General features: G+C 59.3%; 13 protein-coding genes. 1 reads left to right on the plus strand and 12 read right to left on the minus strand.

The features are described 5' to 3' along the window. From V0R60_RS22400 to V0R60_RS22420, 5 genes are all read right to left on the minus strand, one after another. The coding region (locus V0R60_RS22400) for a toxin VasX (RefSeq protein ID WP_330080711.1) at positions 1–338 on the minus strand (338 nt) is incomplete at its 3' end. Positions 339–583: 245 nt separating this feature from the next. After that, positions 584–1,738, minus strand: coding sequence for an osmoprotectant ABC transporter ATP-binding protein OsmV (locus V0R60_RS22405; protein ID WP_330080712.1), 1,155 nt, complete (start codon positions 1,736–1,738; stop codon positions 584–586). Further along, positions 1,735–2,382, minus strand: coding sequence for an ABC transporter permease (locus V0R60_RS22410; RefSeq protein WP_330080713.1), 648 nt, complete (start codon positions 2,380–2,382; stop codon positions 1,735–1,737). Before V0R60_RS22410 ends, V0R60_RS22405 begins: the two co-directional genes overlap by 4 nt. Before the next feature lie 2 nt (positions 2,383–2,384). Continuing rightward, a complete protein-coding gene (locus V0R60_RS22415) occupies positions 2,385–3,293 on the minus strand; it encodes a glycine betaine ABC transporter substrate-binding protein (protein ID WP_136478010.1) in 909 nt (302 codons plus the stop codon). Positions 3,294–3,307: 14 nt separating this feature from the next. After that, positions 3,308–4,021 (minus strand): ABC transporter permease, encoded by a 714-nt coding sequence (locus tag V0R60_RS22420; protein ID WP_136478009.1) that lies wholly within the window; start codon positions 4,019–4,021, stop codon positions 3,308–3,310. Positions 4,022–4,354: 333 nt separating this feature from the next. On the opposite strand from V0R60_RS22420, the gene V0R60_RS22425 reads away from it, so the two are divergent. Continuing rightward, on the plus strand, positions 4,355–5,938 hold the full coding sequence (locus tag V0R60_RS22425) for a peptide chain release factor 3 (RefSeq protein ID WP_330080714.1): 1,584 nt from the start codon (positions 4,355–4,357) through the stop codon (positions 5,936–5,938). A gap of 126 nt (positions 5,939–6,064) precedes the next feature. Here the strand turns inward: V0R60_RS22425 and V0R60_RS22430 are convergent, their stop codons facing one another. The 7 genes from V0R60_RS22430 to V0R60_RS22460 form a co-directional block, all read right to left on the minus strand. Then, a complete protein-coding gene (locus V0R60_RS22430; RefSeq protein WP_330080715.1) occupies positions 6,065–7,144 on the minus strand; it encodes a polyamine ABC transporter substrate-binding protein in 1,080 nt (359 codons plus the stop codon). Between the two features lie 54 nt (positions 7,145–7,198). Next, complete coding sequence (locus tag V0R60_RS22435; protein ID WP_136478006.1) at positions 7,199–7,540, minus strand: cupin domain-containing protein; 342 nt, start codon at positions 7,538–7,540, stop codon at positions 7,199–7,201. Between the two features lie 33 nt (positions 7,541–7,573). After that, positions 7,574–8,980, minus strand: a complete 1,407-nt coding sequence (locus V0R60_RS22440; protein ID WP_136478005.1) for an NAD(P)/FAD-dependent oxidoreductase — start codon at positions 8,978–8,980, stop codon at positions 7,574–7,576. A 63-nt stretch (positions 8,981–9,043) separates the two neighbouring features. Next, complete coding sequence (locus V0R60_RS22445) at positions 9,044–9,853, minus strand: AraC family transcriptional regulator (protein ID WP_330080736.1); 810 nt, start codon at positions 9,851–9,853, stop codon at positions 9,044–9,046. Positions 9,854–9,952: 99 nt separating this feature from the next. Then, positions 9,953–10,921 carry a peptide ABC transporter ATP-binding protein gene (locus tag V0R60_RS22450; RefSeq protein ID WP_330080716.1) on the minus strand — a complete coding sequence of 323 codons (969 nt, stop codon included), beginning with the start codon at positions 10,919–10,921 and terminating at the stop codon, positions 9,953–9,955. Beyond that, positions 10,921–11,889: an ABC transporter ATP-binding protein gene (locus V0R60_RS22455; RefSeq protein ID WP_136478003.1), complete on the minus strand. Its 969-nt coding sequence runs from the start codon at positions 11,887–11,889 to the stop codon at positions 10,921–10,923. The genes V0R60_RS22450 and V0R60_RS22455 overlap by 1 nt, the downstream gene beginning before the upstream one ends. A gap of 10 nt (positions 11,890–11,899) precedes the next feature. After that, positions 11,900–12,829 (minus strand): ABC transporter permease subunit, encoded by a 930-nt coding sequence (locus V0R60_RS22460; RefSeq protein ID WP_136478002.1) that lies wholly within the window; start codon positions 12,827–12,829, stop codon positions 11,900–11,902. Positions 12,830–12,831: the final 2 nt, after the last annotated feature.

A 12,831-nucleotide genomic window follows, 5' to 3' on the forward strand; every position in this document is an offset into this window, starting at 1 on the left:
GTCCAGATGTGGCGAGTGAAGTGCTCGCCAGTGACCTGATACTCATGAAAGGTTTGCTCGACGCTGTCCCACACATATAACCAGCCGTCACGCAGTTGGCGCAGGGTGTAGCTGCGGGTTTTCAGCGTGGGCAGTTGCCCCTGCCAGTTCGGTGGCAGCGGGTTCGGTCCTTGGTTGCTGGCTTTGCTGTGCGGGGACTCATCCAGTGCATAGCGCACCGGAAAGATGCTCACTTGCGGCTGCCTGAACGCGCACTGGGCTACATCGAAGGGTGTGTTGGTGAATTCCTGGTTGCGCCTGGCACGGTGCAGTTCGGCTTCAGAGGCGGGCTTGTGCATCACACGTCCTTGTTCGATTCGAGCTGATGGCGAACAGAGAAAGTGTGTCGTTCGTTGAGCGCGGCATTTACCGGTACGAACGTAGGCTTGCCCTGAACCTGAGAAAAGGAGAGGGCACGCTAACAAGGGTTAAAAAAAATTGATGTAGGACGCTTCCTTAAGTGCTTATAAATGAGTCCTGTTGTCGATTGCCCAGGCGAGCATCAAGGCCCGATCACCTTGTTGCTGCCTGGGGGACTAATGACTCAGACCACGACTTCTGCCGGCGATACGATATTGGTCTTGCCACCGCGCGAGCGTCCCGAGCTCAAGTAGGCGGCGATCGATTCCTGGGTCACTTCGCCAAGAAACACTTGCTCGGCATCGAGCACTGGCAGCCACGAGCGGTTGAACTCGTACATTCGCGACAGCAGGATTCGCAGGTGTTCATCGTGGGCGGCCGTGGCATTGAAGGTACGCAGGAAGTCGCTGCAGCTGCCTTGCTGGCGATGCAGGTCACGTCGGCGCACGTAGCCCATGGCCTTGTTCTGCGCATCGGTAACAACGAGGTAGCGGCGGTCATGTTCGTCCATCAGCTCCAGCGCGTCACTCACCGGCGTCTCGGGGCTTACCGACGGCGCATTGTCGGCAGCGTCTTCGGCGCGTACCAGCAGCAGGCGCTTGAGTGTGCTGTCCTGGCCCACGAAATTGCTGACGAAGTCATCGGCTGGGTGCGCCAACAGGGTGTCGGGATGGTCGATCTGGATCAGTTTGCCCGCGCGGAAAATGGCAATTTTGTCGCCCAACTTGATGGCTTCATCAATGTCATGACTGACCATGATCACGGTTTTGTTCAATGCCCGCTGCATCTCGAAAAACTCGTTCTGAATCATCTCGCGGTTGATCGGGTCGACCGCGCCGAACGGTTCGTCCATCAGCAGCAGGGGCGCTTCAGCGGCCAAGGCGCGGATCACACCGATACGTTGTTGCTGTCCACCGGACAACTCCCGCGGGTAGCGCTGCAGATATTGCTTGGGCTCAAGCTTGATCATGCTCATCAGCTCGCGAGCACGCTCGTGGCATTTTTGTTTGTCCCATCCAAGCAGGCGCGGGACCACGGTGATGTTTTCCTCGATGGTCATGTTGGGGAACAGACCGATCTGCTGAATCACATAGCCAATGCGTCGACGCAGGGTTACTTCGTCAAGGCCGGTAGTGTCTTCGCCATTGATCAGGACCTTGCCGGAGGTGGGTGTGATCAGGCGATTGATCATTTTCAGCGTGGTGCTCTTGCCGCACCCGGACGGGCCGAGGAATACGCAGATCTCGCCTTCGTTGACGGTCAGGCTGACAGCATCGACGGCTTTGACGTCTTTACCGTTGGCGTGAAAGGTCTTGCTCAGGTTCTGAAGTTCGATCATTTGCGCAGTCCTTCTGGAGTCAGGGCACGTTGCAGGGTTTGCAGCAGCAGGTCGGCGAAGATGGCCAGAAGGCTCACCAGCAAAGCACCGACCAGCAGCATCGACATGTCGCTACGGCTGATAGAGGTAAGGATAAGTACACCCAGGCCACCGGCACCGATGGTGGCGGCAATGGTCATGACGCCGATGTTCATCACCACGGCAGTACGCACCCCAGCGAGGATCACCGGCACGGCGATGGGCAGTTCGACCATGCGCAGGCGCTGGCCGAAGGTCATGCCGATACCGCGTGCGGCTTCTCGAATACCGGGCTCGACGTTGGTCAGCGCCAGGTAGGTGTTACGCAGGATCGGCAGCAGTGAATAAAGGAACACGGCGGTGATTGCCGGCAATGGCCCCAGGCCCTGGCCGAATTTGGAGTAGAACGGCAGCAGCAGGCCAAACAACGCGATCGACGGAATGGTCAACAGCACCGTGGCGCACGCCTGCAGGGGGCCGGCCAGGGAAGGGAAGCGTGTCATCAGGATGCCCAGTGGCACGCCGATCAGAATCGCCAGGCTTACGGCAATGCCGACCAGGGCAATGTGTTGCCAGGTCAGATGCAGAACCTCGGCCCAGTCCAGGTGAGTAAAGGTATCGAGCATGATTATGGCTGCTCCTGTGCAGGTGGATGCTGGCGCAGGTATTCGGCGGCGACCTTGCTCGGGCTCTGGTGCTCGACGTCGACTTTGGCGTTGAGCTCGCGCATGGTCTGGTCATCCAGTTGCTCGGCCAGCGGTTTGAGCAGGGTTGCCAGTTGCGGGTGAGCGTCGAGGATTTCCTTGCGCACCACGGGAGCCGCGGTGTAATCGGGGAAGTAGTGTTTGTCGTCTTCGAGCAGCTTGAGGTCGAAGGCGCTCAGGCGTCCGTCCGTGGTGTAGACCAGTCCGCTGAATACCTGGCCATTGCGCAGGGCGGTGTAGACCAGTCCTGCATCCATTTGCCGGATGTTGCGGCGGGTCAGTTGCAGGTCGTAGGTTTCGGTCAGGCCGACAAGGCCGTCGGGACGATTGGCAAACTCGGTATCGAGCGCCACTACATGGTCGCGATCCTTTTCTTCACGCAACACCTGATTCAACTGGCTGATGCTGTTTACTTGTGGATACTGCTCGGCAATCTTGCGCGGCAGTGCCAGGGCGTAGGTGTTGCTGAATTTCGAGGGTGTGAGCCAGATCAGGTTTTTCTTCGCATCCAGCTCCTTGACCTTGGCGTAGGTTGCAGCTGCGCTGGGCATACGCTCATCGATATGGTTGTAGGACACCAGCGACACGCCGGTGTATTCCCAGACCATGTCCAGCTGACCGGTTTCATGGGCGCTACGGGCCAGGCTGCTGCCCAATCCGCCAGTGATGCGCACATCAAAACCATTCTGGTTGAGGTAGCGGGCAGTAATTTCGGCCAGCACAGTCTGTTCCGTGAACACCCGCGCGCCGAGGCGAATTACAGGCTTTGTCGCGGCTTGGGCAAATCCGGAGAACAGCAGGGCCGCGCCCAGAAACAAGGCGATTCTTTTCATTGGAGTTCCTTCGCTTAGTGGGCCAGGCCGCGTTCAAGCCAACGCCGGCTGCCTTGCGCCACCAGGGCGTCGAGCAAGAGGGCGAGCAAAGCGGTGCAGGCCGCGCCGAGCAGCAGTTGCGGCTGATTGTTCAGGGCAATGCCAGGGAAAATCAGACTGCCCAGGCTGTTGGCGCCAATCAGGAACGACAGCGGTGCGGTGCCGACGTTGATTGCCAGGGCGACGCGCACACCGCCGACGATGATTGGCACGGCATTGGGCAGCTCGACACGCCATAAGCTTTGACGAGGCGTCATGCCGATACCGGTGGCGGCTTCCTTGAGCGAGGCGGGAACGTTTTTCAGGCCCTCGTAGGTGTTACGCACGATGGGCAAGAGAGAGGCGAGGAACAATGCAAAGATCGCGGGGCCTGCGCCGATGCCCAGGAAACTCAGGGCAATGGCCAGAACGGCCAAGGGGGGGATGGTGTTGCCAATGTTGAAGAACTGCATGAAGCGTTCGGCGCGGTCGACTCTATGAGGTCGACTCAAGGCAATTCCAGCGGGTATGCCCACGGCTAACGCCGCCACCATCGACAGCAGCACCAACACCAGGTGTGCTTGCAGGTAGAACCATAGATCGGCGCGGTAATGCGCGATCGTATCAATGCCGATCCAGTGGATCAGCAGGGCCAGGATGACGAGCGCGAAGGCACATCCCATCAGCCCCTTGCCATAGCTTTTAGCCACAGGCGGACTCCTTTTGTTGTCGGCGAACACACTCCCGTGGCGGCCACCATTCCAGGCGGCAGGCAGTGTGATCGCGATAAGCAGCGTGTGGCCCGGATCGGAGCCAAACACGCCATAAGCGAAGCCTCGTCAGGCTCGTGTTGCCAGTGAAATCGGCCCTGACGAATGGTTAAAACCAATTGCGAATCAGGGCAGTGGACGCCTCCACAGCCCTAAAGGTTCCCATCTGAAGCGGCATTTGGCCAGCGTTAATCGACCCAACGGTTCAGTTCGCAAGTTAAATTGGGCTATAATCTGCGCCCTTTTTTTGAATCACCTGCCAGGCGATTTCCCATGACCAACCAGGCCGCCGAAGTCGCGAAACGCCGCACCTTCGCTATTATTTCCCACCCCGATGCGGGTAAGACCACCATCACCGAGAAGCTGTTGCTGATGGGCAAGGCGATTGCCGTTGCCGGTACGGTGAAATCGCGAAAGTCCGACCGCCATGCCACCTCCGACTGGATGGAAATGGAGAAGCAACGGGGTATCTCCATCACCACCTCGGTGATGCAGTTCCCGTACCGCGAGCACATGATCAACCTGCTCGACACCCCCGGTCACGAAGACTTCTCCGAAGATACCTACCGCACGCTCACGGCGGTGGACTCGGCGCTGATGGTGCTCGACGGCGGTAAAGGTGTTGAGCCGCGTACCATCGCCCTGATGGATGTCTGCCGTCTGCGTGACACGCCGATTGTCAGCTTCATCAACAAACTCGATCGTGATATCCGTGATCCAATCGAACTGCTCGACGAGATCGAGGCAGTATTGAAGATCAAGGCTGCGCCGATCACCTGGCCGATTGGTTGCTACCGCGATTTCAAGGGCGTGTACCACCTGGCGGGTGACTACATCATTGTCTACACCCCGGGCCACGGCCACGAGCGTACCGAGGTGAAGATCATCGAGAAGCTCGACTCCGACGAAGCCCGCGCCCACCTGGGTGACGAGTACGAGCGCTTCATCGAACAACTGGAACTGGTTCAAGGTGCATGCCACGAATTCGACCAAGGCGAATTCATGCGTGGTGAGCTGACCCCGGTGTTCTTCGGTACCGCACTAGGCAACTTCGGTGTCGATCATGTACTCGACGCCGTCGTCGACTGGGCGCCACGTCCGTTGCCACGTGCTGCCAACGAGCGTAGCGTCGAGCCGACCGAAGAGAAGTTCAGCGGTTTCGTGTTCAAGATTCAGGCGAACATGGACCCCAAGCACCGCGACCGTATCGCGTTCATGCGTATCTGCTCCGGACGCTACGAGAAAGGCATGAAAATGCGCCATGTGCGCACCGGCAAGGACCTGCGCATCGGCGATGCACTGACGTTCTTCTCCTCCGAGCGTGAGCAACTGGAAGAAGCCTGGGCGGGCGACATCATTGGTTTGCACAACCATGGCACCATCCAGATCGGCGACACCTTCACTGAAGGCGAAGCGCTGGGCTTCACTGGTATTCCGCACTTCGCCCCGGAGCTGTTCCGTCGCGTTCGCCTGAAAGATCCACTCAAGTCCAAGCAGTTGCGCCAGGGCTTGCAGCAACTGGCTGAAGAGGGTGCTACCCAGGTGTTCTTCCCTGAACGCAGCAACGACATCATTCTCGGCGCCGTGGGTGTGCTGCAGTTCGATGTGGTCGCCAGCCGCCTGAAGGAAGAGTACAAGGTCGAATGCGCCTACGAGCCAATCACCGTCTGGTCCGCGCGCTGGATCAGCTGTGAGGACAAGAAGAAGCTTGAGGAATTCAAGACCAAGGCAGTGGAGAACCTGGCGATCGACGGCGGTGGTCACCTGACCTACCTGGCCCCGACGCGTGTCAACCTGGCGCTGATGGAAGAGCGCTGGCCAGACGTCAAGTTCCGCGCAACCCGCGAGCATCACTAAAAGCCACAGGCTTTAAGCTACAAGCTGCAAGAGGACAGCAGGCCGGACACCCGCCTGCTTTTTCTTGCAGCTTGAAGCTTGAAGCTTGAAGCTTGAAGCTTGAAGCTTAAAGCTGGCCGAAGGCCGTCAATTCCCCGCTTTGATGCTGGTCCAGATTCGTGTGCGGATGCGGTCGATTTTGGCCGGCATGGCTTCCAGGGCGAACAGCTTGCCGAGCATTTCTTCGCTCGGATAGATCATGGTGTTGGCCTTCATGGTCGGGTCGACCAGGGCGTCCGCCTTGAGGTTGCCGTTGGCGTATTGCACGTGCTCGCTGATGTTGGCCATGACCTCGGGTTGCAGCAGGTAGTTCATGTAGGCATAGCCGGCTTTTTCGTTGGGTGCGTCGACCGGCATGGCAACCATGTCGAACCACATCGGTGCGCCTTCCTTGGGAATCGAATAGCCCACCTTCACACCATTCTTCGCTTCCTCTGCACGGTTCTTGGCCTGCAGCACGTCACCCGAGAATCCCACGACGACGCAGATGTCGCCATTGGCCAGGTCGCCGGTGTATTTCGACGAGTGGAAGTAGTTGATGTAAGGACGTGCCTTCATCAGCAATTCCTTGGCCTTTTCATAATCTTTGGGGTCTTGGCTGTGATGCGGCAAGCCCAGATAGTTGAGGGCAATTGGCAGCAGTTCGGGACCGTTGTCCAGCACCGCTACCCCGCAACTTTTCAGCTTGCTGATGTACTCGGGTTTGAAGATCAGGTCCCAGGAGTCCACCGGGGCGTTGTCGCCCAGAACCGCCTTGACCTTGTCGATGTTGTAGCCAATGCCGGTACTGCCCCACAGGTAGGGGAAACCGTACTGGTTACCAGGGTCGTTGACTTCCAGGGCCTTGAGCAGCACGGGGTTGAGGTTCTGCCAGTTTGGCAGTTGGCTCTTGTCGAGCTTTTTCAGGGCCTTGCCCTGGATCTGCCGGGCCATGAAGTGGTTGGACGGAAATACGACGTCGTAGCCGGAATTGCCAGTCATCAACTTGCCATCGAGGGTTTCGTTGCTGTCGAACACGTCGTAGGTCGGCACGATACCGCTGGCTTGTTGGAAGTTCTTCAGCGTATCGGGGGCAATATAGCTGGACCAGTTGTAGATTTTTACCGAGTCGGCTGCCTGGGCAGCGGCGGTGGCCAACAACAGCGGTGCGATGAGCAATGGGCGCATGTCTGGATTCCTTGCTTTGTCTGTTTTTATCGAAGGAGGCAGGCGATCAAACGATCAGAAAATCAATACATAGGTTTTGCGCACGGTTTCCTGGATATCCCAGATTCCAGTGCTATTGGCTGGCAGCATGATTGCGTCACCGGCCTCGATGGTCAGTGGTTCGCCACCATCCGGGGTAAAGGTGCAGCGGCCCTTGATGAAGTGGCAGAACTCCTGTTGCACAATCTGGCGCCGCCAGCGCCCCGGGGTGCATTCCCAGATGCCGGTTTCAACACCGTCGCTGCGCTCGACAGACGTCACCGAGGCAATTGAAACCGGCTCGCTCAGCGGCACGGCAACTGGATTGGATTCTTGCAGGACTGCAGTGTCGGTGTTCTTGAATTGGGTAATGCTCATACCGGTAAATCCTGTACAGGGGGAACGAAAAGGTCAGCGCATGAAACCTTCCATGAAATCCGCGACACCACTGGCCAAGCGACGGCGCCAAGGGGCGCTGTTCGGGTTGGCGAGGGTCTGGTCTTCATGGACAAAACTTTTGATGATGGCGTTGTAGCCCAGCCAGCGGCACGGCTCCGGCTCCCAGGCGGCGAGGCTGGACAGCGTTCTGTCCGGATGCGCCCACGGCTGCTGGGTAAGCACGCTCGAGCGCTCAAGAATCAGATCGGCCAAGGTACGCCCTGCCAGGTTGGTGGCACCGACGCCTTCGCCACCGTAGCCTCCAGCGAGGGCGATATGCTGTTTGCGGTCACAGAGCATGTGCGGCTGGAAGCGTCGGGCCATGCCCAGATTACCGCCCCAGGAATGGGTGATGGCGACGTCCTTGAGCTGTGGGAACAGCTCACCAAACAAGTAGCGACGCAGTTCTATCTCGCTGGTGGTGAGGTCGAAATCTTCCCGCAGGCGTCCGGCAAAGCGGTAACCGCCACGGGCGCCGAACACCAGACGATTGTCGGCGCTGCGCTGGCCGTAGGTAACCTGACGACTGTTTTCACTGAAGGCCTGGCCACGGCTGAGGCCGATCTTTTGCCAGACCTGTTCAGGCAGCGGCTCGGTTGCCACCAGCAGGCTCTGCACCGGCATCTGGTATCGACCTAGTGGTGGCAGGTTGACCGAATAGCCTTCGACCGCTGGCACCACCCACTGGCATTTGATCCGCGCTTGGGCGGTGCGCACTTCACCGGGTTGCCAGTCGATGACCGGGCTGTTTTCGTAAAGATGAACACCCAGGCGCTCAACGGCTCGGGCCAGGCCGCGAACCAGCTTGGCCGGCTGGATCGTTGCCACATTCGGGTTGAAGATAGCGCCGTAAGGCTTGCTGATGCGCAACTGGGTCGCCAGTTCTTCCGCGTTCATCCAACGGTAATCGTCTTCGGTCAGACCCTGCTTGTAGAGCTTTTTCAGGTAGTCACGCAGCGTGGCTTCCTGCTCCGGGTAACGTGCGGCACAGTACAGTACGCCGCCTTTGCGGTAGTCGCAGTCGATGTCCTCTAGTTCCAGAACACGCTGCACTTCATCGGGTATGCCATGCAGCAAGTCGAAGGATGCCCGGCGCTGTTCGGGGGAGCTGGCAGCCAGCAAGCGATCTTCGCCGAGCAGGTTGCCCATCAGCCAGCCACCGTTGCGCCCGGAGGCTCCGAAGCCGGCAATACTGGCCTCGACAATGGCGATGTTCAGGTGCGGGGCTTGCTGCTTGAGGTAGTAGGCGGTCCACAGCCCGGTGTAGCCGGCACCGATGACGCAGACATCCACGTCCAGGTCCTTGTGCAGGGCTGGGCGGGTAGTCAGCGTCTCGTCCAGCTGGTCCATCCAAAGGCTGATTTTGCGCCATGGCTGCATTATGTTCGGCTCCACATCCGTTACGGTCTGTGGCGATCCTAGAAGCAGGCGGGGGGTGTTGTCTTAGCTGCGTGCACGCAGAGAATTTTGCTTCACCCAGGCCTTTGGCGAGAGGCCGGTATGCTGGCGGAAACACTTGTAGAAGGCCGATAGCGAATTGAACCCGGCGGCAAAGGCCAAGTCATCGATTTTCGCGCTGGACGTCGCTTGCGCCAGGCCATTGAGCAGGTGTTGCAGGCGCGCATGGTTGACGTAGCGGTAGAAGCTCTGGCCCAGCACCTGATTGAGCAGATAGGAAATCTGGTTGCGGCTGTAGCCGCTTTCCTGAGCTACGCGTTGCAGGTCCAGCTCGGGGTCGAGATAGGGTTGCTGGCGCTGGAAATACTGCTCCAGGTCTTGTGCCATGGAACTCAGTTGTCGTGGCGACAGACCGAGTCGGCTGATAGTCGGGCGCACATCGCTCTGGGCCGACTCTGGGTTGGGCTCGCGCACCAGAGATGCGTATTCGTTGACCCGCCAGACCAGGCCGTCACGTACCGTAATCGCCTCACTGGACTGGAAGGCCACCAACCCCTCGCCGCCTTGCAAGGTGACTTGGTACTGGATGAAGGCGGTACAGCCGTCGACGCGGATGCGGTCGCTGTGAACGATGTCTTCATCCACTTCACGAGGCATGCTGGCGCGTACGTACTCACGCAGCTCGGCAAGGTTCAGCACACGGTTTTGAAAGTAGTCGTTGTACTGGATTTTTGGGTGAAACAAGGCCATCACCCCGTCGAGGTCGCGATGCTTCCAGCACAGGTGATAGCGCAGCACGGTAGCGGCGGTTTCCGGGGTCTGTTCCGGGCCGTCGGGGAGGCAGTCAGGGATCATGTCGGAATAGTGATGGAGTGCTTGATCGCGGGTCAAGCCCGCTCCCGCAGGCCAGCATTGAATCCGGCCTGGGGAAGTGGGCTTGCCCCGCGAAGGGTCCTAGAGGAACTGCTCGGCGTAATGACACGCCACCTGCCGAGTCGCCACCTGCCGGAACGCTGGCTCCTCGGAGGAACAGCGCTCGGTGGCATACGGGCAACGCTTGTGAAAGGCGCAGCCAGATGGCGGATTAAGGGGGTTGGGTAGCTCACCGACGATTTTTATCTTCGGCTTGAGCGGGTCCGGGTGAATGGTCGGTGTGGCCGACAGCAGGGCCTGGGTGTAGGGGTGCAGGGGCTTGTTGTAGATGTCTTCCTTGGGCCCCATTTCCGCTGGACGCCCCAGGTACATCACCAGTACCTGATCAGCCACATGACGAACCACTGCCAGGTTATGCGAGATGAACACGTAGGCGGTGTTGAACTCTTTCTGCAGGTCCATGAACAGGTTCAACACCTGGGCTTGAATCGACACATCGAGGGCCGAGGTGGGTTCGTCGGCCACCAGTACCTTGGGTTGCAGCATCATTGCCCGGGCCAGGGCAATACGCTGGCGCTGACCGCCGGAAAACATGTGCGGGTAGCGCTGGTAGTGTTCGGGGCGCAGGCCCACCTGTTGCATCATGGCCTGGACTTTTTCCCGCCGTTCGTTCTTTGACAGCTTGGTATTGATCAGCAGCGGTTCGGCCAGTTGGTCACCGATTTTCTGACGCGGGTTGAGTGAAGCGTAAGGGCTCTGGAACACCATCTGCACGTCTTTGCGCAGTTGTTTGCGCTCGGCCTTGTTGGCCCCGGCCACTTCCTGACCGGCAATTTTCAACGAGCCGGAAGAGGGTTCCTCGATCAGCGTCAGGGCACGTGCCAGGGTTGATTTGCCACAGCCGGACTCACCGACCACGGCCAGGGTCTTGCCCGCTTCTAGTTCAAACGAGACCCCATTGAGTGCACGTACCAGGGCATGGCCTTTGAACAGACCGCGGGAAACTTCGTAGTGACGGGTCAGTTCACGGGCGGTAAGGACGACAGTCATCACGCCACCTCCTGGTTCAACGGGTAGAAACAGCGCACCTGGCTATGGGCCTGGGGATCGAGGGTCGGGCGTTGGCGACGGCAGTTTTCCTGCACGTACGGGCAGCGCGGTGAGAGCAGGCAGCCTTCAGGACGGTCGTAACGGCCGGGAACAATTCCCGGCAGGGTCGCCAGACGCTCGGCGCCTTCACTGTGCTCTGGAATAGCTGCCAGCAGGGCTTCGCTGTAGGGATGCGCAGGCACCTCGAACAGCTCCGGTACCTGACCGACCTCCACGGCTTGACCGGCATACATCACACAGACGCGTTTGGCTGTTTCGGCGACGACAGCCAGGTCGTGGGTGATCAGGATCAGGGCCATGTTCTGTTCTTGCTGCAGGTTGAGCAGCAGCTCCATGATCTGCGCCTGAATGGTGACGTCCAGGGCGGTGGTCGGCTCATCGGCAATCAACAGCTTGGGTTCGCCAGCGATGGCCATGGCGATGGCCACGCGCTGACTCATACCCCCGGACAGTTGATGAGGGTAGGCGTCGAGGCGGCTTTCGGCCGCGGGAATCTCGACTTTCTTGAGCAGTTCCAGAGCGCGTTGGCGCGCGGCCTTGCCACGCAGGCCAAGGTGCTGGCGCAGGACCTCCTCAATCTGGAATCCCACGGTGTAACTGGGGTTCAGGGCGGTCATCGGGTCCTGGAAGACCATTGCCATATCCTTGCCCACCACTTTGCGACGTTGCCGACCGCTGAGGGTGAGCATGTTGACGCCGTCAAAGCTCAGGGCATCGGCGGTGATGCGTCCTGGCGCATCGATCAAGCCCATCAGTGCCATCATGGTGACCGATTTGCCCGAGCCCGACTCGCCGACAATTGCCAGAACTTCGCCTTCGCTGACGGTAAGGTCCAGACCATCGACAACCGGCACCGCGTTGGTGTCGCCGAAGCGCACACTCAAATTCTTGATTTGCAGAAGTGACATGGCGTTCTCCTCAGGCGGCATTCTTGAGTTTTGGATCGAGCGCGTCGCGCAGTCCGTCACCCATCAGGTTGATTGCCAGCACGCTGAGCAAAATGGTCAGCCCAGGCAGGCTAACCACCCACCAGGCACGTTCTATGTAGTCACGGGCCGAGGCCAGCATGGTGCCCCACTCAGGGGTCGGTGGTTGAACACCAAGGCCAAGGAAGCCCAAAGCTGCGGCATCGAGAATCGCCGAGGAGAAACTCAAGGTGGCCTGGACGATCAGCGGCGCCATGCAGTTGGGCAGCACGGTGATGAACATCAGGCGTGGTAGGCCAGCGCCTGCCAGGCGTGCAGCGGTGACGTAGTCACGGTTCAGTTCAACCATTACCGCTGCCCGGGTAAGTCGCACGTAGGAGGGCAACGAAACGATAGCGATGGCAATGACGGTGTTGATCAGGCCAGGGCCGAGGATGGCGACAATCGCCACGGCCAACAACAACGATGGTAGGGCCAGCATCACGTCCATCAGGCGCATGATCGAGGGGCCGAGAATACGCGGGAAAAAACCCGCCAACAGGCCGAGAAAAACACCGGGGATCAGCGAGATCAGCACCGAGGACAGGCCGATCAGCAGCGACAGGCGTGAGCCCTGGATGAGGCGCGAAAGCAGATCGCGGCCCAATTCGTCAGTGCCGAAGATAAATTGCCAGTTGCCGCCCTCAAGCCAAACCGGTGGCGTCAGCAGGAAGTCGCGGTACTGCTCGCTGGGGTCGTGGGGCGCCACCCAAGGAGCGAACAGGGCACAGAACACGATAAGGCTCATGAACATCAGCCCGGCGACCGCGCCCTTGTTGCGCGAAAACGCCTGCCAGAACTCTTTGTAGGGTGACGGGTAAAGCAGGCTGGTATCGACAGCGGTGACCGGGGCGGTGTTAGGTTTGGCAATTGGGGTTGTCATGA

This window comes from Pseudomonas auratipiscis, assembly GCF_036324085.1.
Lineage (GTDB): Bacteria > Pseudomonadota > Gammaproteobacteria > Pseudomonadales > Pseudomonadaceae > Aquipseudomonas > Aquipseudomonas auratipiscis.

Coding starts and splice junctions, on each gene's coding strand:
- V0R60_RS22405 (WP_330080712.1), bottom strand. CDS start 1,738: ATGATCGAACTTCAGAACCTGAGCAAGACCTTTCACGCCAACGGTAAA.
- V0R60_RS22410 (WP_330080713.1), bottom strand. CDS start 2,382: ATGCTCGATACCTTTACTCACCTGGACTGGGCCGAGGTTCTGCATCTG.
- V0R60_RS22415 (WP_136478010.1), bottom strand. CDS start 3,293: ATGAAAAGAATCGCCTTGTTTCTGGGCGCGGCCCTGCTGTTCTCCGGA.
- V0R60_RS22425 (WP_330080714.1), top strand. CDS start 4,355: ATGACCAACCAGGCCGCCGAAGTCGCGAAACGCCGCACCTTCGCTATT.
- V0R60_RS22430 (WP_330080715.1), bottom strand. CDS start 7,144: ATGCGCCCATTGCTCATCGCACCGCTGTTGTTGGCCACCGCCGCTGCC.
- V0R60_RS22435 (WP_136478006.1), bottom strand. CDS start 7,540: ATGAGCATTACCCAATTCAAGAACACCGACACTGCAGTCCTGCAAGAA.
- V0R60_RS22440 (WP_136478005.1), bottom strand. CDS start 8,980: ATGCAGCCATGGCGCAAAATCAGCCTTTGGATGGACCAGCTGGACGAG.
- V0R60_RS22445 (WP_330080736.1), bottom strand. CDS start 9,853: ATGATCCCTGACTGCCTCCCCGACGGCCCGGAACAGACCCCGGAAACC.
- V0R60_RS22450 (WP_330080716.1), bottom strand. CDS start 10,921: ATGACTGTCGTCCTTACCGCCCGTGAACTGACCCGTCACTACGAAGTT.
- V0R60_RS22455 (WP_136478003.1), bottom strand. CDS start 11,889: ATGTCACTTCTGCAAATCAAGAATTTGAGTGTGCGCTTCGGCGACACC.
- V0R60_RS22460 (WP_136478002.1), bottom strand. CDS start 12,829: ATGACAACCCCAATTGCCAAACCTAACACCGCCCCGGTCACCGCTGTC.